Raw genomic sequence first — 21,721 nt, 5'->3', positions numbered from 1 at the left:
GGGCGTGTTGCATCGCTCCTCCACAAACCGGACAGATTACTTGCTACGAACCGGACAACTCATTTGCTGCTGACACACCCTGCCATCGCAGGTTCACCCCGGGCCAAAACCCATGGCGTGGCTGATGGTGGCCGCCTCGCGCATCACCTGGGGGCACACCTTGCCGCCGGGACGGGCGTCAAAACCATTGCTCGCACCCAGCGCGGTCAACACCGCCACCACCCGGCCTCGGGCATCAAAAATGGGCGCGGCCACCGCGCTGATGCCACGCAGCAGGGTGTCGATGACGATGGCGCAGCCCTGTTCCTTGACCTGACGGCACAGACGCGCCACCGGGTCGGGGCCGGCCAGCATGGAGCGCTGCGCCTCGTTGCCGGCATCGAACTCGGCCTGGGCCTGGACGCGGATGTCGGCGTCGTCTGAAAACGCCAGAAACGCCTGGCCAGAGGCCGACCACAGCCAGGGCAACACCGACCCGGCGCGCATGTTCACCGTCACCGGCAGCGAGGGTTCTTCGATGCGCAACACCGTGGGACCGCGGTTGCCCATGACGGCGATGAAACACGTCACCTGCAGCGACTCACGCAGTCGCACCAGGGCCATCTCGCCCATGCGCACCGGGTCACACTGGCGCAAGGCGGCCAAGCCGATGCGCACCGACTCGGGCCCCAGGTGGTAATGCTGGGTGGCCGCGTTCTGGGCAACCATGCCTTCTTGCACCAGGCTGAGCAAGTAGCGGTGCACCTTGGCAGCGTTTTCATCCACCTCGGCGGCGATGGCGGTCAGGCTGGCATCGCCGCCCAGCCGGGCCAAGGCCTTGAGCACGGACATGCCGGTTTCGGCGGATTGCACACGCTGGCGGCGGTTGGCGGAGGTATCGGACATGGTGGGACAGACGAAAAAAGGAAAAATTTACGCAATGCGTAACATCATTGCATAATTGACGTTTTCTGACCAAAGGAGACACAGATGTTGAACCGACGTCACGCCGCCGCTCTGGCTGCCCTGACCCTGCTGAGCGCCACCGGTGCCGCGCAAGCACAAGCCTATCCGAACAAGTCCGTCCGCTGGGTGGTGCCTTACCCCGCCGGTGGTGGTTCGGACTTCCTGGCCCGCACCATCGGTCAGCAGCTGTCCAGCCAGATGGGCCAACCCGTGCTGGTAGACAACAAACCGGGCGGCAACACCGCCATCGCAGCCTCCGACGTGGCCCGCTCGGCGGCCGACGGCTACACCATTTTGTCGGCCGACAACGGCACCATGGTGTTCAACTCGGCGCTGTACGCCAAGCTGTCGTACAGCCCGGAAAAAGACCTGCTGCCCGTGACCCTGATGGGCAAGTTCCCCATGATTCTGGTGGCCGGCCCCGGCTCGGACGCCAAGGACGCCAAAGACTTCATCGCCAAGGCCAAGGCCCGCCCTGGCAGCGTGAGCTTCGGTTCGGCCGGCGCCGGCAGCCCACACCACCTGGCCATGGAGTTGCTCAAGGTCAACGCCGGCCTGCACATGGTGCACATTCCCTACCGGGGCGCCGCACCCGCGCTGACCGACCTGGCCGGTGGCCAGATCCCGGCCATGATGGTGGACATGGCAGCCGGCGCAGGCTTCATCAAGAGCGGCAAAGTCCGCCCGCTGGCCGTGGCCAACCCCACCCGCCTGCCACAACTGCCGGACGTGCCCACCTTCGCCGAGCTGGGCCTGGCCAAGGTAGAGGCATCCGCACAGGTGGGCGTGGTGGCCCCCGCAGGCACGCCGGTTGACGTGGTGAACACGCTGCAAAAACAGATCGCCACCGCCATCAACCAGCCCGCCGTGAAACAAAAACTGATCGACTTCGGCATCGAGCCCGTGGGCAGCACGCCCGCCCAGTACGCCGACCTGATCAAGACCGAGACCGTGCGCTGGCACCAGCTCATCAAGGCACAGAAGATCACGCTGGACTGACCGCCTGCGCGACCCCCCAAAAAAAGCCGCCCGGCATCGCTGCCAGGCGGCTTTTTCACATCGGCGAAGGGACGATCAGAGACCGATGGCCGCGATGCCGGCGCGCGCGATCTGCGCGTCTTCGTTGGACTTGACGCCGCTCACGCCCACGGCGCCGATGCACTGGCCGTCCTTCATCACGGGCACGCCGCCTTCGAGCATGCCGGCCACGGTGGGCGCGCTCAGGAAAGAGGTGCGGCCCTGGTTGATCACGTCTTCGTAGACCTTGCTTTCGCGGCGGCCCAGCGCGGCGGTGTGCGCCTTGGCGGGCGCGATGTGCGCTGAGATGGCAGGCGCGCCGTCCAGGCGCTGCAGCCACAGCAGGTGACCACCGTCGTCCACGATGGCGATGGTGACGGCCCAGTTGTTCTTGATCGCTTCGGCTTCAGCGGCGGCGGCCACGGCCTTGACATCGGCCAATTCGAGTACAGCTTTGTTTTTCATGAACTTTTCCTGCGGGAGTGAGTCTTTGGAAGGCAGCAAGCTTAACCGCAGCCCACAGCCGCTTGGTGAGCCATTCCGGCGATTGAGGTCAATTCACCCATGACCTCTGAGCGCCCTACAATGCGCCCAACTTGCATCGGCCAGGTTGAACTTGTTATTTCGGGCAGCCGCCCCACATACACCCAAGGAGCGACACCATGAACCTCAACACCCAGACTTACGACGGCTATGGCGGCGTGGCCAGCGCCGAACAACGCAACCGCGTCATGCGCAACACCTACTGGCTGCTGGCCTTGTCCATGTTGCCCACGGTGCTGGGCGCCTGGGTGGGCGTGTCCACCGGCATCACGGCCGGCCTGACCGGCTTCATGGGCCTGATCGTGTTCCTCGGCGGTGCCTTCGGCTTCATGTTCGCGATCGAAAAAACCAAGAACTCGGCCGCCGGCGTGCCGGTGCTGCTGGCCTTCACCTTTTTCATGGGCCTGATGCTCTCGCGCCTGCTGGCGCAGGTGCTGGGCTTCAAGAACGGCAGCGAGTTGATCATGACCGCCTTTGGCGGCACGGCCGGCATCTTCCTGGTCATGGCCAGCCTGTCCACGGTCATCAAAAAGGATCTGTCGGGCATGGGCAAGTGGCTGTTCATTGGCGCCATCGGCATCCTGATCGGCGGCATCATCAACGTGTTTGTGGGCAGCCCCATCGGCATGGCCGTGTTGAGCGTGATGGCCATCATTGTCTTCAGCGGCTTCCTGCTGTACGACCTCAAGCGCATCGTCGACGGCGGCGAAACCAATTACATCAGTGCCACCCTGGGCCTGTACCTGAGCGTGTTCAACATCTTCCAGAGCCTGCTGGCCTTGCTGGGCATCTTCGGCGGCGAGCGCGACTGATTCACCTGATTTGGCGCAAGCCCAACCCAAAAAGGAGCCTGCGGGCTCCTTTTTCGTTTTAAACGTCTTTAAGTTTTGCACCCAGTCGGCCGACAATAAAGCCATGAGCACCATTTCGCGTCCATTCTTTCGCCTGCGCTGGGCCGCTTTGCCCCTGGTGCTGGCACTGGGTGGTTGCGACGTCATGGGCATCCTGGGCATCGAAACCGCCGCCCAGATCGCCGCGCAGAAGGAAGCCGAGGGCAAGGCCATTGGCAGCGGGTGCCGGCATGCCGAGCGCAGCATCGAGGAGTGTTACCAGAACAACACCCGCGCCAACAAGGCGGCGGTGTTTGCGGGCTGGCGCGAGATGGACGAGTACATGCGCGAGAACAAGATCGCGTCCATGCCGCCCAAACCCAAGCCAACCATGATCGACGAAACGGCCGATGGCGAGCCATTGGGCAAGGGAGGCACCCAAAACGCCCGCGCTGGCAGCAGCGCTACAACCTCTGCCGTGCGCCCCACCTCGGCAGGCACCATCCCGTCCATCCGTCCGGTGTTGCCGGCGCCAGGCGCGGTGTCCACACCCACGCGACCGGCCAACGGCAGCGCAGGCAGTGCGGGCAGCACGCGCCCCACCACCACGCCGGCTCAACGCAGCAACTGAGCGTTTTCAGGCAGCTCGCTCAAACACCGCCACGCTTTCCACGTGCGCGGTGTGCGGGAACATGTTGACCGCCCCGGCCGCCGTGCAGCGGTAGCCGGCCTGGTGCACCAGCAAACCGGCGTCGCGCGCCAGCGTGGCAGGGTTGCAGCTCACGTAGACGATGCGCTGGGGCGGCGTCCAGCCGGCCAAATCCACCTCCGTGCCTGGCTCGGCCAGCCCCAGTGACTGCTGGTGCAGATCGGCCAAGGCCTTGACCAGGGCAAAAGCGCCTTCGCGTGGCGGGTCCACCAGCCACTTGTCGGCCGCGCCGTCGGCCACCAGCATGGCCGGGGTCATCTCGAACAGGTTGCGCGCCACAAAACGTGTGGGCGCCCAAAGCTGCTGCGGTGAAGCGGCGCGGTTGCGGGCGGCGTTGTCGGTGGCACGCTGCACCAGGGTGTCGCTGCCTTCGATACCCAGCACCTCGCCCGCCTGGGTGGCCAGCGGCAGGGTGAAGTTGCCCAAGCCACAGAACCAGTCGATCACGCGCTCTTGGCGCTGTACGCCCAGCAGGCGCAACGCGCGGCCCACCAGCACGCGGTTGATGTGGGGGTTGACCTGGGTGAAGTCGGTGGGTTTGAAAGGCATGACCACGCCAAATTCAGGCAAGGCATACGACAGCTGCCGGCCGTCGGGCGCCGGGTCCAGCAGGTGCACGGTGTCGGGCCCCTTGGGTTGCAGCCACCACTGCAGGCCGTGTTCGGCGTGGGCGGTGGCAAAGTCGCGCAGCTTCTGCACATCGCCGTCACTCAGCGGCTCCAGGTGGCGCAGCACCAGGGCGGTGGTGTGGTCGCCGCAGGCGAGTTCGATTTGGGGACAGGTGTCACAGGCATCCATGGCGCCGATCAGTTCGCGCAGCCGCGGCAGCATGTCGCTCACGTGCGGCGGCAGCACATGGCATTCGCTCATGTCGGCCACGTAGCGGCTCTTGCGCTCGTGAAAGCCCACCAGCACGGTGCCCTTTTTGACCACGTGGCGCACCGACAGCCGGGCGCGCCAGCGGTAACCCCAGGCGGGACCTTCGATGGGCCGCAGCACCATCTCGGCCTTGACCTTGCCCAGGTGCCAGAGGTTGTCCTCCAACACGCGCTGCTTGATGGCGACCTGGGCACCCACGTGCAGGTGCTGCATCTTGCAACCGCCGCAAGCCCCGGCGTGCAACCCAAAGTGGGGGCAACCAGGCGTGACGCGCTGCGAACTGGTGGTGTGCAGCGCCGTCAGCGTGGCCTGTTCCCAGTTGTTCTTTTTGCGGTGGGTGCTGGCGCTGACCAACTCGCCCGGCAACGCGCCTTCGATGAAGATGACCTTGCCGTCATCGCGGCGGGCGACGCCCTGGGCTTCGATGTCCAGCGCGTCGATGCGCAGCCAGCCAGCGGGCAGGCCGCTGGGCGCGGCTTCAGAGGGTTTTTCAGATTCGGGAAGGGGCAAATGGCTCATGCCCCCGATTGTCTCAGGCCGGCGCCCTCGCCAGCCTGGGGCCCTCAACGCCCCGGCAGGTATTTGAGCGGATCGACCGGCTTGCCCTGGCGGCGCACTTCAAAGTGCAGCTTCACACGGTCGGCGTCGCTGCTGCCCATCTCGGCGATCTTCTGGCCCTGCTTGACCGCCTGGTCTTCGCGCACCAGCAAACTCTGGTTATGGGCGTAGGCGGTGAGGTAGGTGTTGTTGTGCTTGAGGATGATGAGGTTGCCGTAGCCACGCAGGCCGGCACCGGCGTACACCACCCGCCCGTCGGCCGCGGCCAGCACAGGCTCGCCGAGCTTGCCCGCAATGTCCACGCCCTTGTTTTTGGCTTCATCGAAGGTCTCGATCACGCTGCCGGCCACCGGCCAGACGAAAGCCACCGCATCCGCAGACGCCGCTGCGGCGGGCGCGGTGGCCGGAGCCACCGGGCTGGTCGCTGGCGGCGCGCTGGTGCCAGGGGCTGGCAAGGGACGTGCCGCCACCGTGCCCGAACTCACCGGCGCGGCGGCCGGCTGCGAGGAATCAACGCCGGGAGGCGCGACCCGCAACACCTGCCCGACCTCGATGAGGTTGGGGTTGGTCAGTTGGTTCCAAGCCTGGATGTCGCGCCAGTTCTGGCCCGTTTCCAAGCCGATGCGGATCAGCGTATCGCCCGGGCGCACGGTGAAATAGCCGGGTTTGCCCGCGTTTTCAGCACCGGGCAAAGCGGGCGCCACGCCAGCGCTGCCGGTGGGGCCACTGTCGGCGGCGGCCGGTGCGCGTGTGGTGCTGCGGTCCACCACCGGCGCCTTCTGGCCCAGCCGCTGTGTGGTGCAACCCGCCAACACCAGCGCCGCGACCAGCAGCGCAAGCCGCGTTGTTCCTGTTTTCATGCAAATTTCCTCGCCTGTGCCACGGGTCGCCCTGGGGCGGCGCGGCGGTGGTCAAACAACCCCGGATTTTAGGGGCACGAAGTGCACCGGCTCGAGCACAGTTTGTTGCAGACCGTTAAGTGTCTTGTCGATCACCACGAGGTGCTGCCGCCCAGGCTGCAAGGCGGCAGGCGCCACCAAACGCCCGCCCACCGCCAACTGGTCGGTCCATGCGCCGGGAATGGCCTCCCCACCGGCCGCCGCCACGATGCCGGCGTAAGGCGCCCCGGCGGCAAATCCCAACATGCCATCGCCCAGCAACAGGTGCAGGTTGGGCAGGCGCAACGGGCGCAGGTTCTCGCGCGCCTTGTCATGCAGGCCGCGCAGGCGCTCGATGCTGTAGACCTCTTTGGCCAGCAGGCTCATCACGGCGGCCTGGTAGCCACAACCCGTGCCCACTTCCAACACCCGCCCCAGGGGCAGGCTGCGGCCATGGCACAGCAACTCCAGCATGCGGGCCACCACGTTGGGTTTGGAAATGGTCTGGCCCAGCCCGATGGGCAGGCTGGTGTCTTCGTAGGCCTGGTTGACCAGGGCCGAATCCACAAAGCGGTGCCGCTCCACCGTGCCCATGGCGGCCAGCACCTGTGGGTGGCCAATGCCCAGGGCACTGAGTTTGCGAACCATGGCTTGGCGTACCGCGTGCGAATCCAGACCCACACCGCTGCTGGCGGGCGTTCCGGGTGGTGCCAAGGGCCTGACGCGCGCTGGCGTGGGCGCTGCTGGCCCCAACGGCAGGCGCGCGGGGAATCCAGGCCGGGGTTTTGGCGCGTTCATCTCAGCGCAGGTGCGACAAGGCCGCCGCAGTCTGTACCCAGTACGGCAGGCGCTGGTGGTCGGTCAGGTCCACATGCAGCGGCGTGATGGTGGCGTAGCCCTGCGCAGTGGCATGAAAGTCGGTGCCCTCGGCATCGTCCTTGGCGGCACCGGCACCACCAATCCAGTACATGGTTTCACCGCGTGGGCTGGTCTGGGTGATGACGGGCTCGGCAGCGTGGCGTCGGCCCAGTCGAGCGACCTTGAAGCCCTTCATCTGATCGGCCGGCACACAGGGCATGTTGACGTTGAGCAGCCAGGGATCGGCGTGCGCCGTGCCGCTGGGCGGCAACGAGGCGATCAGGTGTTTCACCAGCTCATGCGCTTTAGCGGCAGCGGTGTCCAGGTGTTTCCAGCCCTTCTCCGTCTGCGAAAAAGCCACCGCGGGAATGCCAAACAAAAAACCCTCCATGGCCGCGCCCACGGTGCCCGAATAAATGGTGTCGTCGCCCATGTTGGCGCCGTTGTTGATGCCAGATACCACCAGGTCGGGCTTGTAGCCCAGCAGGCCGGTCAGCGCGATGTGCACACAGTCGGCCGGCGTGCCGTTGACATAACGAAAGCCGTTGGAAGCACGGTGCACATAGAGCGGCGAATGCAGCGTGAGGGCATTGGATTTGGCGCTGTTGTTGTGCTCGGGCGCCACCACCTCAACCTCACCCAGTGGCAACAAGGCCTCGTAGAGGGCGATGATGCCGGGCGCCTGGTAACCGTCGTCGTTGGACAGGAGGATTTTCATTGTCAGGAATTCTATGCGTCGCACCAGAGACAAGCGGCGCTGCCCAAGCAGAAACCGCGTGCCTATGATGCCCGTTTTGTGTGACACCACCGGAGACGAGCATGCAAGCCTGGCTTTGCGAAAACCCCGTGGGCGTGGACGCCCTGACCTGGAAGGAGCTGCCCACGCCGGAACCCCAGGCCGGTCAGGTGCGCATCGCCATCAAGGCCGCCAGCCTGAACTTCCCCGATCTGCTCATCGTGCAGAACAAGTACCAGATGAAGCCCCCGCTGCCTTTTGTGCCGGGGTCTGAGTACGCGGGGGTGGTCGACGCGGTGGGCGAAGGTGTCACACACCTGAAAGTGGGCCAGAACGTGGCCTGCCTCAGCGGCACCGGTGGCTTTGGCACCCACACACTGGCACCCGCCGCCCTGTGTTTTCCGCTGCCCGACGGTTTTGGCCATGTGGACGCGGCGGCCTTCATCATGATCTACGCCACGTCCTACCACGCACTGATCGACCGGGCCGCGCTGAAGGCGGGTGAAACGGTGCTCATCCTGGGCGCGGCCGGCGGTGTGGGCACGGCGGCCATCCAGATCGCGAAAGCGGCAGGCGCGCGTGTGATCGCCGCCGCCTCCACCGATGAGAAGTGCGCGTTGTGCAAAGCCGAAGGTGCCGACGAGGTCATCAATTACAGCGTGCACACCCCGACCGGCGGCCTGCGCGACGAGATCAAGCGCCTGACCGGCGGCAAAGGGGCCGACGTGATTTACGACCCCGTGGGCGGCGACTTCGCCGAGCCGGCCTTCCGCTCCATCGCCTGGCGCGGGCGCTACCTGGTGGTGGGTTTTGCCAGCGGCCCCATTCCCAGCTTGCCGCTCAATCTGGCGCTGCTCAAAGGCGCGTCCATCGTGGGCGTGTTCTGGGGCGACTACGCCAGACGCGAACCCAAGGCCAACGCGGCCGACATGGCCACCCTGGCGCAGTGGTATGCCACGGGCAAGGTCAAACCAGTGATCGACCGCACCCTGCCCATGAGCGAGCTCAAGACAGCCTACGCGGTGATGGGCTCGCGCTCCGTCAAGGGCAAACTGGTGTTGGTCAACTGAGCCTGGCCCCCACGCGCCACCGCTGCCATGGGTCGCAGCCCCCAGAAGGCGTGCGTCCTTGCTCGGGGCGGCCCGGCGCGGCGGTCGGCGCTGCGCTGCTCACTTCACCGTCACGGTGATGCGTTCGCTCATCACCGGCGGGTGGTGGGGAATGTGGTTCTGATCGGCCAGCACCAGTTGCAGCGTGTGGGTGCCTGGCGTGAGGGTGAGTGACACCTCGGTTTGCCCGGCGCCAAAGTGGCGGTGTCGCGCATCGGCTGGCAAGGGGGCGTTCACATCAAAGGCATCCACATCCACCAGCAGGTGGTGGTGGCCGGTGCCCTCTTTTTCCATGCCGGCTGGGGCCACGCCCATACCTTGCAGCCCAAAATGAACCGTCAGCGGGCTGGCCACCGTGTCGCCGTTCTTGAGGTCGATGAAATACACCCTGGAACCGGCCGGCGCGACCACCTTCTTGTAGCCCGAGGGCAGCATGGCCAGGCTGGAGTCGGTGCGGGCCGGGGGGGTTGCGACGGCGTGGCCGGCATGTCCGCCCATGCCACCCCCCATACCAGCGCCCATCATCTGGCGGTGGTGTTCATGGTGTCCGGCGCAGCCGCCCAGCACAAACGGCAACACACACAGGGTGAAAGTGAACGGGCGCATGAGATATCTCCGGTGGGGTGGGGCACCAGAGTAACCCCCGGCCCTGCCCAAGTAAAGCCACGGCACTTGGCAAGCACCACACGCTGCCCCTAAATTGGCCGCTTCACCGCCACGGAGACACCCATGCCACAACAAACCGCCGCCGATTTCGACCAGGAACTGCTGATCCTGTTTGACGCCTATGTCCATGGCGACATCGACCGCCGCACCTTTCTGGACCGCGCGCGCAAGTTTGCGGTGGGCGGCCTCACAGCGGCGGGTTTGCTCGCGGCGCTCAGCCCCAAGTTCGCTGAAGCGCAAGTGGTCAAGCCGGACGACGCGCGCCTGGTGACCAGCCGCATCGACTACGCCTCACCCAAGGGGCACGGCACGGTCAAGGCTTATCTGGCGCGCCCGGCCAGCGCCGGCGGCAAATTGCCCAGCGTGTTGGTGGTGCACGAAAACCGGGGCCTGAATCCCCACATCGAAGACATCACCCGCCGCATGGCGCTGGACGGCTACCTCGCCTTTGCGCCCGACATGCTCACGCCCCTGGGCGGCTACCCCGGCGACGAAGACAAGGCGCGCGCGCTGTTTGCGCAGCTCGACCAGGCCAAGTGCCGCGAGGACTTCCTGGCTGCATACAGCGTGCTCAAAGCCCGGCCCGAGAGCAGCGGCAAGGTGGGCGTGGTGGGTTTTTGTTACGGCGGGGGCATCGCCCACATGCTGTCCACCCAAGTGCCCGACCTGGCGGCGGCCGTGCCCTTCTACGGCAACCACCCACCGGCCGAGGACGCGGCCTGGGTCAAGTCGCCGCTGCTGATCCACTTTGCCGCGGTGGACGAACGCATCAACGCCGCCTGGCCAGCCTACGAAAAAGAGCTGAAAGCCGCCAACGTGCGCTACACCGCGCACACCTACCCCGGCACACAGCACGGCTTCAACAACGACACCACCCCCCGTTTTGACGCGGCGGCTGCGCAACTGGCCTGGGGCCGCACGTTGGACTTTTTCAAGACCCACCTGAGCTAGGGCGGCAGCAGGGTCACGTCGCTCAGTGGCACGGCCACACAGGGCAGGATGCAGCCCTCGGCCTTTTCCTCCGCGCTGAGGCCGGGCCAGTCCACGGTGTGGCGCACGCTGCCTTCGGCCAGCCGGCCCAGGCAGGTGCGGCAGGTGCCATTGCGGCAAGACCGGGGCCACGCCACCCCCTGCGCCAGCATGGCCAGCAGCAGGGTCTGGCCGGGCGGCACCGGCACCTCCACTTCGGGTTCGCCAGGCCACAAGCACACCTGCAAGCGGTGTGGTGGTTCGCCCGACGCAACGGGACGCACGACGGGGTTGGTCAAAGCTTCAGCGTTCGTGTTTGCCCGCCGACCACGCTTGGCCGGCTGTGTCTGCCGCCCGCTGCGCCACTGCAGCGGGCACCGCCTCCAGCGGCGTGGCCATGCTGTCGTTCCAGCGGTTGAGAAACCCGAACATGGCGACCACACCCAGGATCTCCACAATCTGGGCCTCGCTCCAGTGCGCGCGCAAGGCCTCGAACAGTTCGTCCGTGACGGCGTTGGGCTGGCTGGCAGCGGCCAGCGCGAAATCCAGCGCCACCCGTTCGGCCGGGCTGAACAGCGGGCTGTGCGCGTGGTCCCACACGGCGGCCAGTTTGTCGGCAGGGACGCCAAAGTTGGACGCGCCCAAGAGCGTGTGCGCCTGGCAGTAGAGGCAGCCGCTGGCCTTGCTCGCCACGTGCCCGATCAGGCGGCGCAGGCCCAGGTCCACCTCGCCGGACGGGTCCATGACGGCCGCGTTCAACTGTGCAAACGCCCGCACCAGGCCTGGCTTGCGCTGCATGGTCAACACGCTGTTGGGGGTAAAGCCCAACGTGCCAAGGAAAAAATTGAAGTGGTCCGCCAACTCCGGCGTGTGGTCGGCGGGCAAGGGTGTCAAGCGGGACATGGGGCCTCCGGTGGTGCAAATCAGCACAAAAAAACCATTTTCGCTTGCCGGCACCGCGATGCCCGCATGGCACATCCGTCTCGCCGGCCGACGCCGACAGCCGGCCACGGCTCGTGGTATGTTCCCTGCCCTTCAAAAGAATTTGTACAAAAGCCTATGAACACGACAGGCGGGATGGATGGACGGGCCACACTGTCGGCCGACACGCTGCGCGGCATTCGCCGTGGCATCGAGAAAGAAAGCCTGCGCGCCTTGCCCAGCGGCGCTTTGGCGCTCACACCGCACCCCGCAGCGCTGGGCTCCGCCCTCACCCACCCGCACATCACCACCGACTACAGCGAATCCCAGCTGGAGCTGATCACCGGCGTGCACGCCGGGGTGGACGCCTGCCTGGCCGAACTGACCGAGATCCACCAGTTCACCTACCGCGCCATGCGCGAGCTGGGCGACGAGATGTTGTGGGTGTCCAGTATGCCCTGTGGCCTGCCCACCGATGAGACCATTCCGCTGGGTCGCTACGGCTCGTCCAACGTGGGTCGCGCCAAAAGTGTCTACCGCATGGGCCTCGGTCACCGCTATGGCCGACGCATGCAGACCATCTCGGGCATCCACTACAACTGGTCGCTGCCAGGGGTGGACAGCGAGGGCTATTTCGGCCTGATCCGCAACTTCCGCCGCCACGCTTTTTTGCTGCTGACGCTGTTCGGCGCGTCGCCCGCCCTGTGCAAAACCTTCGTGGAAGGCCGCCAGCACGAACTGCTGCCACTGGGCGAAGGCAGCATGTACATGCCCCACGGCACCTCGCTGCGCATGGGCCGCCTGGGCTACCAGAGCGACGCTCAAGCCACGTTGGCGGTGAGCTACAACAGCCTGGAGGGCTACGCCGCCTCGCTGCACGACGCCCTGACCCGCCCCTACCCGGCCTACGAACAGGTCGGCATACGCAACCCCGGCGGCGACTACAACCAGCTGGCCACCACGCTGTTGCAGATCGAAAACGAGTTCTACGGCACCATCCGTCCCAAGCGGGTGATTTTCCCCGGCGAACGCCCGCTGCACGCGCTGCGCGAGCGGGGCGTGGAGTACGTGGAAGTGCGCTTGATGGACCTGGACCCGTTTGAGCCTGTGGGCATCAACGCCCAGACGCTGCGATTTTTGGACGTGTTCCTGTTGCACTGTCTGCAAACCGACAGCCCGCCCGACACGCCGCAGGAAATCGACGAGCTCAAGCACAACCAGCACCTGACCGCCGCGCGCGGGCGCGAGCCGGGCCTGACGCTGCTTCGCAGTGGCGAGGAAATCGCGCTGACGGCCTGGGGTGCGGAGATCGTGGCGCAATGTGTGCCCATTGCCCAGGCGCTGGACGCCGCCCACGGCACCGACGCCTACAGCCGCGCCGTGGCCGATGCCCGGAACAAACTGACCCGGCCAGACGAGCTGCCCTCGGCCCGGGTGTTGCAGGCCATCACCGGCGAACACAACAACGCCTTCGTGTCGTTTGTGCGTGAGCGTTCGCACCTCACGCAAGACCACCTGCTGGCACTCCCTTGGAGCGATGCCCAACAGGCCCGCTTCCAGGCCATGGCGGCGGCATCGGTCGAAGAGCAGAAAAAGATCGAGGCCAGCGACAGCCTACCGTTCGACATCTACCTGCAGCGCTACACCTCGGCCGAGCGCCTGGGACGGCCCCGCGTCGCGGCCTGAGCTTGGGGGCACCACCACCATGACGATCCAGTGGTTTCCCGGCCACATGCACCTCACGCGCAAGGCCATCACCGAGCGCCTGGACGACACCGACGTGGTGATCGAACTGCTGGACGCGCGCCTGCCCGGCTCCAGCGCCAACCCGCTGCTGGCCTCGCTCATCGGCACCAAGCCCACGCTCAAGGTGCTCAACAAACAAGACCTGGCCGACCCCGATCGCAACACCCTCTGGCTGGCCCACTACAACGCCCAGCCCCAAACCCGCGCGGTGCTGCTGGACGCCAGCGAGATCGCACCGGCGCAAAAACTCATCAAGGCCTGCTTCGAGCTCGACCCGGCGCGCGGCGGCATGGTCAAGCCCATGCGGGTGCTGATTTGTGGCATCCCCAACGTGGGCAAGTCCACCCTCATCAACAGCCTGGTGAAAAAACGCGCCGCCCACACGGGTGACGAAGCGGGTATCACCCGGCGCGAACAGCGCGTGGTGCTGGCCGACGACGTCTACCTGTACGACACACCCGGCATGTTGTGGCCCAAGATCACCGTGCCCGAAAGCGGCTACCGGCTGGCTGCCAGCGGTGCTGTGGGCCGCAACGCCTACGACGAACGCGACGTGGCCATGGCCCTGCTGGGCTACCTGCGCGAACACTACGCCGCCGGCCTCACCGCCCGCTACAAGCTGCCCAGCCTGGACGTAGGCAACGACGAGGCCCTGCTCTCGGCCATCGGCGCGCGGCGCGGCTGCCTGCAAGGCAAAGGTCGGGTGGACTTGCAGAAGGCCGCCGAGATCGTGCTGACCGAGTTCCGTGGCGGCCAGCTGGGCCGTGTGACGCTGGAAACGCCTGAGGCATTCGTGACCTGGAAAACCGCCGCCGACGCCGCAGAAGCTCAGCGCGCGTTGGAGAAGGCCGCCAAGGAAGCGGCGCGCAAGGGCCGCGCGCCACGCCCCTCGACGCCGACCGACCACTGAACCAACCCAACCCACCCGGGAAAACCCGGGTGATTTTTGGTCTCATATTGTTAACAATCTGATGATTCACAAAAGGAACACAACATGAAAAAAATTCTGTCCGAAGTGAGCGGCAGCGTCTGGAAGCTGGAAGTGGCGGTGGGTCAATCGGTGCAGGCGGGTGACACGCTGCTGATCGTCGAATCGATGAAGATGGAAATCCCGGTGGAAAGCCCCAGCAGCGGCACCGTGACCGAGCTGCTGGTGGCCGAGGGTGATGCCGTGGCCGACGGCCAATGGCTGGTGCGTCTGGACTGAAGCCATGCACCCCAAAGACCTGGCTGCCCTGCAAGACGACCTGTTCAGCACCTGGGAAGGCGCGGTGGCCTTCCGGCTGTTCGCCGACCAGGACATCCCCACCCTCACGGTGCCCGAGCAGATCGCCGCCCGCCTGGGCGACCGCATCCTGGGCGGTCAGATGGCGCCCGGCGAACGGATTGGCGAGCAGGAGCTGGCGGACGAATTCAGCGTCAGCCGCGGCCCCATCCGTGAAGCCCTGCGCATCCTGGAGCGCGAGGGTCTGGTCACCATCCTGGCGCGGCGCGGCGCCATCGTCACCGAGCTGACCGCGACCGAGCTGAGCGAGCTGCTGGACATCCGCGCCGGGCTGTTTGAGGTGGTGGTGCGCAAGCTGGCCGCTTCGCAGCACCCGGAACTGCTGCCCATGCTGCGTGCCGGTGTGGCGCGCCTGCAAACCCTGGCGCCCCACCCCGAGGCCGGCGACGCCTACGCCGAAACCACTTACCGCCTGCTCATTTTGTGCGCGCGCATGACCGGCAACCGCCGTCTGCAGCGCATGTTGACCGCCTTGTCGCTGCAAACCTTGCGTTACAGCAAGCTGGGTTTGGCATCCATCGAACGCCGCCAGCGCTCGGCCGTCTTGTGGGCACAAGCCACCGAAGCGCTGGAAACCGGCGACGTGGAACGCCTGGTATCCCTCACCCGCCAGCGCATCGATGAATCCGCCGCCGAGGCCGTGCGCCTGCTGGCCGCCAGCGCACCCCGGAGCCGGCCATGAATGCCACCGCGCGCAGCGGCCCGCTGCAAGACCTCAAGGTCATCGAGATCTGCTCCACCATCGCCGGCCCGGCTTGCACCCGCCTGCTGGCCGACTTCGGCGCCGACGTGATCAAGATCGAGCCGCCCGAAGGCGATCCGGTGCGCCAAATGGGCCAACACCTGGGCGACGTGTCGCTCTACGCAGCCTCCATCCTGCGCAACAAGCGCTCCATTGCGCTGGACCTCAAGACCGCCGAAGGCCGCGAGCTGGCGGCCGAGTTGATCGCGCGCGCCGACATCGTGGTGGAGAACAACCGCCCGGGCGTGATGGAGCGGCTGGGCCTGGGCTATGAAGCGATGTCGGCCCGCAACCCGGGGCTGGTGATGGTGCGCATCAGCGGCTACGGGCAAGACGGCCCTTACAGCGAACGCCCTGGCTATGGCGCCATCTGCGAGGCCGTGGGCGGCGTGCGCCACATGACGGGCGACCCCGACCGCCCGCCAGCCCGCGTGGCCCTGGCCACCACCGATTACCTCTCGTCGGTGTACGCCGCCTTCGGCGCCATGGCCGCCATCCACGCGCGCCAGGCCAGCGGCAAAGGCCAGGTGGTTGACGTGGCCTTGTACGAGGCGGCCTTCACCCAGATGGAGCCCATCGTGCCCGCACACGACAAGCTGGGCGTGGTGCCGCAGCGCGAGGGCTCCAACCTGCCCTCGATGGCGCCCAACAGCTCCTACCCGACGGCCGACGGAGGCTTCGTGCTGATCGCCGCCAACAGCCAACCCACCTGGCGCCGTCTGGTGGCCTTGATGCAGATGCCTGAGCTGCTGACCGACCCACGCTTTGACTCCATCCAGGCGCGCGGCCGGCCCGCGAACATGAAGGCCATCGATCAGATCATTGCCGACTGGACGCGCGGCTTCGACGGCAACACGCTGGAGCACATGCTGCGCGAGGCCGAGGTGCCGACCTCGCGTGTCTACACCATCGCCGACATCTACGCCGACCCGCACTTTGCGGCCCGCCACATGCTGCAGCAGGTGCCCCACCCCACGCTGGGCCACACCACCCAGATGGGTGTGGTGCCACGCCTGTCGGGCACGCCGGGCGCGGTGCATCGCAGCGGCCCCGACCTGGGGGCCGACGGCGCCGACATCCTGCGCGATGAACTGCGGCTGAGCCCCGAACGCCAGCAGGCCTTGATCCAGAGCGGCGCTGTCAAGCTGCCCACCACCCACTGAGGAGACACGCATGAAACCACAACACCCCCTCACCCGCCGCCAGTGCTTGTTGGCAGGCGCCAGCCTGCTCGGCGGCCTGCCCGCCATGGGCCAGGCCGCCACTGGCTGGTTGCCCAGCCAGAACATCAACTACGTGATTGGCGTGGCGCCCGGCGGTTCGGTGGACCTGTACGCGCGTGGCATCAAACAGGCGCTGGACAGCCTCAAGCTGGTGAACGGGCAAACCGTGATCGCCGAAAACAAACCCGGTGCCGCCGGCCTGCTGGCCTTGCAACAACTGCAGCGCAACCGGGGCAACGCGCACCACCTCTCCACCTTCCACACCGGCGCCGTGGCCGGGCAGGCGAGCGGCATGCTCAAGGCCGATCTGCGCGAATTTGTGCCGGTGGCCATGCTGGTGGAGGAAACCACACTGTTCGCCGTGGGCGCCGATTCACCACTCAAAACCGCCCAAGACGTGCTGCAAGCGCTCAAGCGCGACCCGGCCAGCCTCAAGCTGGCGGTGGCGCCGGCACGCGGGCTCAACCTGCACCTGGCCCTGGCCAAGCCACTCAAGCTGGCCGGCGTGGACGTGGCCAAACTCACCGTCGTGCCTTTCCGTTCCTCGGCGGACTCGATGGCCGCATTGCTGGGTGGCCATGTGGACCTCGTGGCCGCCACCGGCCCCACCGTGGTGCCACTGGCGCAAGCCAGCAAGGTGCGCATGCTGGTCAGCTGTGCCGCGCAACGCGGCAGCGGCCCGCTGACCGAGGTGCCCACCTGGCGCGAGCTGGGCATTGCCACCGATTACGCCAGCTACAACGGCGTGCTGTTGCCGGGTGGTGTGGACGCGGAGCAAATCCGCTACTGGGAAAACGCGCTGCGCCAAGTGTCGCAATCACCCGATTGGCGCGCCATGGTGGAGAAGTCGGGCAACCGCCCGGTGTTCAAAGGCTACGTCGATTCGCACCGTTACCTGGAGGCTGAACTGAACGGGTCGCGCGCGTTGGTGGCGTCGCTTGGCATGGGCACACCATGAGCCAGCCCAACTTGGTGCCCGAGGGTGAGTGGGCCACCGAACTCGCCGAGCTGCAGCAACGCCGCGCCCATGCGCTGGCCATGGGCGGCCCCGAGGCCCTGGCCAAGTTCAAGGCCAGCGGCCGCATGAACGCGCGCGAGCGCATCGCCCAGTTGATCGACGCTGGCAGCTTCCGCGAGGTGGGCGCGCTGGCCGGCAAGGGCCACTACAACCGCGAGGGCCAGTTCGAGCGGCTGGACCCGACCAATGCCATCGTTGGCACCGGCCGCATCCAGGGGCGCAAGGTGGCGCTGCACGCCGACGACTTCACCATCCGCGCCGGCTCGTCCGAGGCCACCATCGCAGACAAGTGGATTTACATCGAGCGTTTGGCCCACCAGCTGCGCCTGCCGCTGATCCGCCTGGTCGATTCGGCCGGCGGCAGCGTGAAGCTGCTCATGCAGATCGGCGGCACCAAGATCCCCGAGTACCCGAGCTGGCCTGCGAACGAGCTGCTCAAGACCGTGCCCGTGGTGGGCGTGGCCTTGGGTGCCTGCGCGGGTCAGGGCGCGATCAAGGTGTTGTCGTCGCACTTCTCGGTGATGGTGCGCGAGCAGGCGCAGGTGATGGCCGCCGGCCCACACGTGGTGCGCCAGGCCTACGCGCAGGACGTGGACAAGAACGACCTCGGTGGCCACATGGTGCACCGCAAGAGCGCGCTGGTGCACAACGAGGCCGAAGACGAAGCCGATGCGCTGGCCCAGGTGCAACGGTTTCTGAGCTACCTGCCGCGCAGCGTGTTCCACCTGGCCCCCGTGACCCCACCCAGCGACGACCCGCAACGGGCCGACGACTGGCTCAAGAACGCCATCCCACGCGACCGCCGCAAGATCTACGACCCGCGCAAGATCCTGGCCAGCGTGATGGACCAGGGTTCGCTGTTCGAGATCGGGCGCTACCAAGGTGGCTCGGTCATCACCGCACTGGCCCGACTGAACGGTGTGCCGGTGGGCGTGATCGCCAACGACCCCAAGGTGCAGGGCGGCGCCATGACGCTGCAAGCCGCCTACAAGATGGAGCGGCATGTGAAGCTGTGCAGCCAGTTCGGTCTGCCGGTGGTCAACTTTGTGGACCAACCGGGCAACCAGACCGGCCTGGAGGCCGAGGTGGCGGGCACCTTGCTGGGCGCCACCCGCGTGGGCGAGGCTTTGCACGACTGCGCCTCCCCCTGGGTCTCAATCCTCATGCGTCGCTGTTTTGGCATGGCCGGCGCCCTGCACGGCCCCAAGTACGGCGAAGCGCTCAACCTGCGCTACGCCTGGCCGTCGGCCCGCTGGGGCTCCATCCCCATCGAAGGCGGGGTGATGGCCGCGCACAAGGCCGAGATCGAGGGAGCCCCCGACCCAGCGGCCAAGCGTGCCGAGCTGGAGACCTTCTACCTGAACATGACCTCGCCCTTCCGCACGGCAGAGAAGTTCGGGATCATGGACATCATCGACCCACGCGAAACCCGGGCCATCTTGTGCGATTGGGTGGAGGATGCGTGGGCGTTGGTGCAAACCTCGGGTCGGATCGCCGGCTGATCAGTCCGCCTCCAGCAGCAGCCGCATGCCCACCAGGGTGTAGCGCGTGCTGGGGGCGTTCCAGTTGCGGTAAGCACAGCGTGCGTACAGGCTCCAGGTGTGCCACGAGCCGCCCCGGCGCACGCGCACGTCGCCGGTCGCCGGCCCTTGCGGATCGTTGGTGGGCGCTTGGGCGTAGTAATCGTCGGCGTGCCAATCCGACACCCACTCCCAGGCGTTGCCCAGCATGTCGTGCAGACCCCAGGCGTTGGGTGCGAAGCGGCCCACCGGCGCGGTGAAGGGAAAACCGTCGCTGCCGCGCAGGGCAAAACCGGACCAGCGCGGCCAGTGCACAGCGGCATCGGCATCAAAGGTGTTGGCGATCTCAAGCAAGCGCTGCGGGTCGTCGCCGTTGGGGTATCGGGTGCTGCTGCCGGCGCGGCAAGCGTATTCCCACTCGGCCTCGGTGGGCAGGCGGTAGCGCCGGCCCTCGGTTCGGCTGAGCCAGGCGGCGAGGGCCACAGCATCGTTCCAGGTGACGTTGAGCACTGGGTGCTCGTCGGTCTGGGCAAAGCCTGGGTGGCTCCAGGCATAGCGCGGATCGCGGCCCTCGAACGCGTCGCCACGGGTCGTGGTGGCGGGGTCGTAGGCCGGGTTGTGGCCGTAGCCGCCGGTGCCGTCGCGCACGGACTCGGGCACATGGCCCGATCGCTCCAGAAAACGCTGGAACTGCCCCACCGTGACCTCGTGTTGGCCAAGCCAAAAATCGCGTGTGATGCGCACACGGTGCACCGGTGCCTCGTCGCCCAGCAGGCCAAACCGCACGGACGGGTAGGACGGGAAATCGCGTTGCCAGCGTTCGGCAGGTTCGACGTGGCCCATCTGGAACGCCCCCGCAGGCACCCGCACAAAACGCATGCCCAGGCTGTTGACCCACACAGTGGGCGGCCCACCCACTTCGCCGGCCACCGCCGACCCCATCCACACGCACAGGCCGGCCCACACCAGAGATCGCATCGTCAGTCTCCTCGACCATCTGAGCGCCTATCATGCCGCAGCATGAGCCCTCCCCACTTCAGCCTGCAAGAAGATGAGATCGAATTCACCGCCGTGCGCGCGCAAGGTGCGGGCGGGCAGAACGTGAACAAGGTGTCGAGCGCGGTGCACCTGCGCTTCGACATCCGCGCCTCGTCGTTGCCCGGTGAGGTCAAGGCCAAGCTGCTGGCCTGCGCGGACCAGCGCATCAACGACGCGGGTGTGGTCGTGATCAAGGCCCAGACCCACCGCAGCCAGGGCCGCAACCGCGCCGAAGCCCTGCACCGGTTGCACACGCTGATCGAGGGCGCGCTGTACGAGGCGCCCACCCGCCACGCCACCCGACCCACCCACGCGTCCAAACAACGCCGGCTGTTGCACAAGGCGGCACGTGGGCAGATCAAACGCCAGCGCGGGCGGCCGCGCGAAAACGACTGAGTGCACACGGCACATGGCGTGCCTCACACCGGCACCCGCCAACGTTGGCGGGGCGCGCGCAGCGTGTGGCGCTCGCGGTAGGCCTGGGGCGTGAGGCCCACATGGCGGGTGAAGATGCGGCGAAACGCGGCCGGGTCGGCGTAACCGCAGGCCTGCGCGATCGCCGGGATGCCCTCCAGCGTGATCTCCAGCAGCAGGCGCGCGCGCTCGCAGCGCAGGCGGTGCAGGTGGTCCAGCGGCGAATGGCCCAGTGCCTCCTGAAAGTGACGCAGCAGGGTGCGTGGGCTCACCGCCGCTGCACGCGCGACGGCGGCCAAAGCGTAAGGCTGGTCCACCTGTTTTTCCAGGTGTTCAATGGCACGCGCCAGCGCGCTGTCGCGGGTGGTGGGCAGGGGCTGGCCCTGCAAAGCCTCCTGCGCCGCCTTCTGGCGCGCGGCATCGGGCCGCAGCACAGAGGCCAACGCGGCATGCAAGTGGTGGTCCCAGCACTGCGCCACCAGGGCCAACACCAGCTCGCCCGTGTCCTGGGGCAAGGCGGCGCTGAACCACGGCCCGTCCACACACACCTCGGTGCCCGCGACGATCGCCACGTCGGGGTGATCGCGGTGAAAAGCCGCCGCCCAGTACCAGGGCAAAGCCACACGGTGTCCGCTCAAACGCCCGCTGCCTGCCGCCAACCACGCACCGTTGCCCAGGGTCAACACCCGCTGGCCTTGGTCAATGGCCACCGCCAGATGCCGACGCAGCGCCCCGTGCCGCGCCACGGTCTGGCGCAACGTGGGCACGTCGGCGGTGTGTTGGCTGAGCACCCACTGTGCCTGTGGCGGGCCCTCGAACACCCCTTCGCTCAACATGGGCTGGCAGGGGCCTTGCGTCACGGGCATCGACTGACCCTGTGCATCACACAAACGCCACCCCAAACGTGGCGCGGTGCGCCCCACACGCAGCCGCGCGATCAGGTTGGCGGCACGCAGCAATTCGATCGCGTGCAACACATGGCCCATGGCGGTGGTGGGCAACACCGGAAAGTCGATGCCCAACAGGCGAGGTGGCGGCATGGTGGTGATGGCGATTTCAGCTTGTTTGTTGGCGATTTTGCCTTTTCTTTGAAACCCACGCACCCCTAGCATGGCCG

General features: G+C 66.8%; 24 protein-coding genes. 13 read left to right on the top strand and 11 right to left on the bottom strand.

What is annotated here, in order from left to right; translation table 11 throughout:
• Positions 1–93: 93 nt before the first annotated feature.
• Positions 94–885: an IclR family transcriptional regulator gene (locus ACFQU0_RS21845; RefSeq protein ID WP_382204381.1), complete on the bottom strand. Its 792-nt coding sequence runs from the start codon at positions 883–885 to the stop codon at positions 94–96.
• A gap of 84 nt (positions 886–969) precedes the next feature.
• Here ACFQU0_RS21845 and ACFQU0_RS21840 point away from each other — a divergent pair, with 84 nt between their 5' ends.
• The gene (locus ACFQU0_RS21840) at positions 970–1,944 is read left to right on the top strand and encodes a Bug family tripartite tricarboxylate transporter substrate binding protein (protein ID WP_382204379.1); all 975 of its coding nucleotides are present in this window, start codon (positions 970–972) and stop codon (positions 1,942–1,944) included.
• Positions 1,945–2,019: 75 nt separating this feature from the next.
• On the opposite strand, the gene ACFQU0_RS21835 is transcribed toward ACFQU0_RS21840, so the two are convergent.
• Positions 2,020–2,427: a GlcG/HbpS family heme-binding protein gene (locus ACFQU0_RS21835; protein ID WP_382204377.1), complete on the bottom strand. Its 408-nt coding sequence runs from the start codon at positions 2,425–2,427 to the stop codon at positions 2,020–2,022.
• A gap of 197 nt (positions 2,428–2,624) precedes the next feature.
• On the opposite strand from ACFQU0_RS21835, the gene ACFQU0_RS21830 reads away from it, so the two are divergent.
• Both ACFQU0_RS21830 and ACFQU0_RS21825 read left to right on the top strand, forming a co-directional pair.
• A complete protein-coding gene (locus ACFQU0_RS21830) occupies positions 2,625–3,317 on the top strand; it encodes a Bax inhibitor-1 family protein (protein ID WP_382204375.1) in 693 nt (230 codons plus the stop codon).
• 103 nt (positions 3,318–3,420) lie between these two features.
• Positions 3,421–3,966 (top strand): hypothetical protein, encoded by a 546-nt coding sequence (locus ACFQU0_RS21825; protein ID WP_382204373.1) that lies wholly within the window; start codon positions 3,421–3,423, stop codon positions 3,964–3,966.
• Between the two features lie 6 nt (positions 3,967–3,972).
• Here the strand turns inward: ACFQU0_RS21825 and rlmD are convergent, their stop codons facing one another.
• From rlmD to surE, 4 genes are read right to left on the bottom strand one after another with little or no spacing between them, the layout of a single operon-like run.
• A complete protein-coding gene (gene rlmD / locus ACFQU0_RS21820) occupies positions 3,973–5,442 on the bottom strand; it encodes a 23S rRNA (uracil(1939)-C(5))-methyltransferase RlmD (RefSeq protein WP_382204371.1) in 1,470 nt (489 codons plus the stop codon).
• A gap of 44 nt (positions 5,443–5,486) precedes the next feature.
• Positions 5,487–6,341 carry a peptidoglycan DD-metalloendopeptidase family protein gene (locus ACFQU0_RS21815; RefSeq protein ID WP_382204369.1) on the bottom strand — a complete coding sequence of 285 codons (855 nt, stop codon included), beginning with the start codon at positions 6,339–6,341 and terminating at the stop codon, positions 5,487–5,489.
• Between the two features lie 51 nt (positions 6,342–6,392).
• Positions 6,393–7,157, bottom strand: coding sequence for a protein-L-isoaspartate(D-aspartate) O-methyltransferase (locus ACFQU0_RS21810; protein ID WP_382204367.1), 765 nt, complete (start codon positions 7,155–7,157; stop codon positions 6,393–6,395).
• Between the two features lies 1 nt (position 7,158).
• Positions 7,159–7,935, bottom strand: a complete 777-nt coding sequence (gene surE, locus ACFQU0_RS21805; RefSeq protein ID WP_382204366.1) for a 5'/3'-nucleotidase SurE — start codon at positions 7,933–7,935, stop codon at positions 7,159–7,161.
• Between the two features lie 101 nt (positions 7,936–8,036).
• Between surE and ACFQU0_RS21800 the strand changes: the two genes are divergently transcribed.
• Positions 8,037–9,023: an NADPH:quinone oxidoreductase family protein gene (locus tag ACFQU0_RS21800; RefSeq protein ID WP_382204364.1), complete on the top strand. Its 987-nt coding sequence runs from the start codon at positions 8,037–8,039 to the stop codon at positions 9,021–9,023.
• Between the two features lie 99 nt (positions 9,024–9,122).
• Here ACFQU0_RS21800 and ACFQU0_RS21795 read toward each other — a convergent pair whose 3' ends face one another.
• Positions 9,123–9,668, bottom strand: coding sequence for a DUF4399 domain-containing protein (locus ACFQU0_RS21795; protein WP_382204362.1), 546 nt, complete (start codon positions 9,666–9,668; stop codon positions 9,123–9,125).
• Between the two features lie 123 nt (positions 9,669–9,791).
• On the opposite strand from ACFQU0_RS21795, the gene ACFQU0_RS21790 reads away from it, so the two are divergent.
• On the top strand, positions 9,792–10,679 hold the full coding sequence (locus ACFQU0_RS21790; protein WP_382204360.1) for a dienelactone hydrolase family protein: 888 nt from the start codon (positions 9,792–9,794) through the stop codon (positions 10,677–10,679).
• On the opposite strand, the gene ACFQU0_RS21785 is transcribed toward ACFQU0_RS21790, so the two are convergent.
• Together ACFQU0_RS21785 and ACFQU0_RS21780 are read right to left on the bottom strand one after the other, a co-directional pair.
• The gene (locus ACFQU0_RS21785) at positions 10,676–10,912 is read right to left on the bottom strand and encodes a 2Fe-2S iron-sulfur cluster-binding protein (RefSeq protein ID WP_382204391.1); all 237 of its coding nucleotides are present in this window, start codon (positions 10,910–10,912) and stop codon (positions 10,676–10,678) included. The two genes, ACFQU0_RS21790 and ACFQU0_RS21785, sit on opposite strands and share 4 nt — an antisense overlap.
• 88 nt (positions 10,913–11,000) lie before the next feature.
• Positions 11,001–11,600 (bottom strand): carboxymuconolactone decarboxylase family protein, encoded by a 600-nt coding sequence (locus tag ACFQU0_RS21780; protein WP_382204358.1) that lies wholly within the window; start codon positions 11,598–11,600, stop codon positions 11,001–11,003.
• A 156-nt stretch (positions 11,601–11,756) separates the two neighbouring features.
• Here ACFQU0_RS21780 and gshA point away from each other — a divergent pair, with 156 nt between their 5' ends.
• The 7 genes from gshA to ACFQU0_RS21745 all read left to right on the top strand — a co-directional run bounded on the left by gshA (position 11,757) and on the right by ACFQU0_RS21745 (position 19,134).
• Entirely contained in the window at positions 11,757–13,304 is a 1,548-nt protein-coding gene (gene gshA / locus ACFQU0_RS21775) for a glutamate--cysteine ligase (RefSeq protein WP_382204357.1), read from the top strand.
• A gap of 19 nt (positions 13,305–13,323) precedes the next feature.
• The gene (ylqF, locus tag ACFQU0_RS21770; RefSeq protein WP_382204355.1) at positions 13,324–14,274 is read left to right on the top strand and encodes a ribosome biogenesis GTPase YlqF; all 951 of its coding nucleotides are present in this window, start codon (positions 13,324–13,326) and stop codon (positions 14,272–14,274) included.
• An 84-nt stretch (positions 14,275–14,358) separates the two neighbouring features.
• Positions 14,359–14,571, top strand: a complete 213-nt coding sequence (locus tag ACFQU0_RS21765) for a biotin/lipoyl-binding carrier protein (RefSeq protein WP_382204353.1) — start codon at positions 14,359–14,361, stop codon at positions 14,569–14,571.
• Positions 14,572–14,575: 4 nt separating this feature from the next.
• Positions 14,576–15,331, top strand: a complete 756-nt coding sequence (locus ACFQU0_RS21760; protein ID WP_382204351.1) for a GntR family transcriptional regulator — start codon at positions 14,576–14,578, stop codon at positions 15,329–15,331.
• Entirely contained in the window at positions 15,328–16,554 is a 1,227-nt protein-coding gene (locus tag ACFQU0_RS21755; protein WP_382204349.1) for a CaiB/BaiF CoA transferase family protein, read from the top strand. The genes ACFQU0_RS21760 and ACFQU0_RS21755 overlap by 4 nt, the downstream gene beginning before the upstream one ends.
• Before the next feature lie 10 nt (positions 16,555–16,564).
• The gene (locus ACFQU0_RS21750; RefSeq protein ID WP_382204347.1) at positions 16,565–17,572 is read left to right on the top strand and encodes a Bug family tripartite tricarboxylate transporter substrate binding protein; all 1,008 of its coding nucleotides are present in this window, start codon (positions 16,565–16,567) and stop codon (positions 17,570–17,572) included.
• Positions 17,569–19,134: an acyl-CoA carboxylase subunit beta gene (locus tag ACFQU0_RS21745; protein ID WP_382204345.1), complete on the top strand. Its 1,566-nt coding sequence runs from the start codon at positions 17,569–17,571 to the stop codon at positions 19,132–19,134. Before ACFQU0_RS21750 ends, ACFQU0_RS21745 begins: the two co-directional genes overlap by 4 nt.
• Here the strand turns inward: ACFQU0_RS21745 and ACFQU0_RS21740 are convergent, their stop codons facing one another.
• Positions 19,135–20,094, bottom strand: coding sequence for a formylglycine-generating enzyme family protein (locus ACFQU0_RS21740; RefSeq protein WP_382204390.1), 960 nt, complete (start codon positions 20,092–20,094; stop codon positions 19,135–19,137).
• A gap of 78 nt (positions 20,095–20,172) precedes the next feature.
• Between ACFQU0_RS21740 and arfB the strand changes: the two genes are divergently transcribed.
• Positions 20,173–20,586 carry an alternative ribosome rescue aminoacyl-tRNA hydrolase ArfB gene (gene arfB, locus ACFQU0_RS21735; RefSeq protein WP_382204343.1) on the top strand — a complete coding sequence of 138 codons (414 nt, stop codon included), beginning with the start codon at positions 20,173–20,175 and terminating at the stop codon, positions 20,584–20,586.
• A 23-nt stretch (positions 20,587–20,609) separates the two neighbouring features.
• Here arfB and ACFQU0_RS21730 read toward each other — a convergent pair whose 3' ends face one another.
• Complete coding sequence (locus ACFQU0_RS21730) at positions 20,610–21,644, bottom strand: GlxA family transcriptional regulator (protein WP_382204341.1); 1,035 nt, start codon at positions 21,642–21,644, stop codon at positions 20,610–20,612.
• Between the last annotated feature and the right edge of the window lie 77 nt (positions 21,645–21,721).

The organism is Hydrogenophaga defluvii, from assembly GCF_042665235.1.
GTDB classification, from domain to species: domain Bacteria; phylum Pseudomonadota; class Gammaproteobacteria; order Burkholderiales; family Burkholderiaceae_C; genus Hydrogenophaga; species Hydrogenophaga defluvii_A.
The sequence above is the reverse complement of the archived record's forward strand: the minus strand, read 5'-3'. Positions and strand labels throughout refer to the sequence as shown.

Coding starts and splice junctions, on each gene's coding strand:
- rlmD (WP_382204371.1), bottom strand. CDS start 5,442: ATGAGCCATTTGCCCCTTCCCGAATCTGAAAAACCCTCTGAAGCCGCG.
- ACFQU0_RS21840 (WP_382204379.1), top strand. CDS start 970: ATGTTGAACCGACGTCACGCCGCCGCTCTGGCTGCCCTGACCCTGCTG.
- ACFQU0_RS21745 (WP_382204345.1), top strand. CDS start 17,569: ATGAGCCAGCCCAACTTGGTGCCCGAGGGTGAGTGGGCCACCGAACTC.
- ACFQU0_RS21755 (WP_382204349.1), top strand. CDS start 15,328: ATGAATGCCACCGCGCGCAGCGGCCCGCTGCAAGACCTCAAGGTCATC.
- ACFQU0_RS21810 (WP_382204367.1), bottom strand. CDS start 7,157: ATGAACGCGCCAAAACCCCGGCCTGGATTCCCCGCGCGCCTGCCGTTG.
- ACFQU0_RS21730 (WP_382204341.1), bottom strand. CDS start 21,644: ATGCCGCCACCTCGCCTGTTGGGCATCGACTTTCCGGTGTTGCCCACC.
- ACFQU0_RS21740 (WP_382204390.1), bottom strand. CDS start 20,094: ATGGGGTCGGCGGTGGCCGGCGAAGTGGGTGGGCCGCCCACTGTGTGG.
- ACFQU0_RS21815 (WP_382204369.1), bottom strand. CDS start 6,341: ATGAAAACAGGAACAACGCGGCTTGCGCTGCTGGTCGCGGCGCTGGTG.
- ACFQU0_RS21825 (WP_382204373.1), top strand. CDS start 3,421: ATGAGCACCATTTCGCGTCCATTCTTTCGCCTGCGCTGGGCCGCTTTG.
- ACFQU0_RS21765 (WP_382204353.1), top strand. CDS start 14,359: ATGAAAAAAATTCTGTCCGAAGTGAGCGGCAGCGTCTGGAAGCTGGAA.
- gshA (WP_382204357.1), top strand. CDS start 11,757: ATGAACACGACAGGCGGGATGGATGGACGGGCCACACTGTCGGCCGAC.
- ACFQU0_RS21750 (WP_382204347.1), top strand. CDS start 16,565: ATGAAACCACAACACCCCCTCACCCGCCGCCAGTGCTTGTTGGCAGGC.
- ylqF (WP_382204355.1), top strand. CDS start 13,324: ATGACGATCCAGTGGTTTCCCGGCCACATGCACCTCACGCGCAAGGCC.
- ACFQU0_RS21780 (WP_382204358.1), bottom strand. CDS start 11,600: ATGTCCCGCTTGACACCCTTGCCCGCCGACCACACGCCGGAGTTGGCG.
- ACFQU0_RS21760 (WP_382204351.1), top strand. CDS start 14,576: ATGCACCCCAAAGACCTGGCTGCCCTGCAAGACGACCTGTTCAGCACC.
- ACFQU0_RS21795 (WP_382204362.1), bottom strand. CDS start 9,668: ATGCGCCCGTTCACTTTCACCCTGTGTGTGTTGCCGTTTGTGCTGGGC.
- arfB (WP_382204343.1), top strand. CDS start 20,173: ATGAGCCCTCCCCACTTCAGCCTGCAAGAAGATGAGATCGAATTCACC.
- ACFQU0_RS21800 (WP_382204364.1), top strand. CDS start 8,037: ATGCAAGCCTGGCTTTGCGAAAACCCCGTGGGCGTGGACGCCCTGACC.
- ACFQU0_RS21790 (WP_382204360.1), top strand. CDS start 9,792: ATGCCACAACAAACCGCCGCCGATTTCGACCAGGAACTGCTGATCCTG.
- ACFQU0_RS21830 (WP_382204375.1), top strand. CDS start 2,625: ATGAACCTCAACACCCAGACTTACGACGGCTATGGCGGCGTGGCCAGC.
- ACFQU0_RS21835 (WP_382204377.1), bottom strand. CDS start 2,427: ATGAAAAACAAAGCTGTACTCGAATTGGCCGATGTCAAGGCCGTGGCC.
- ACFQU0_RS21845 (WP_382204381.1), bottom strand. CDS start 885: ATGTCCGATACCTCCGCCAACCGCCGCCAGCGTGTGCAATCCGCCGAA.
- surE (WP_382204366.1), bottom strand. CDS start 7,935: ATGAAAATCCTCCTGTCCAACGACGACGGTTACCAGGCGCCCGGCATC.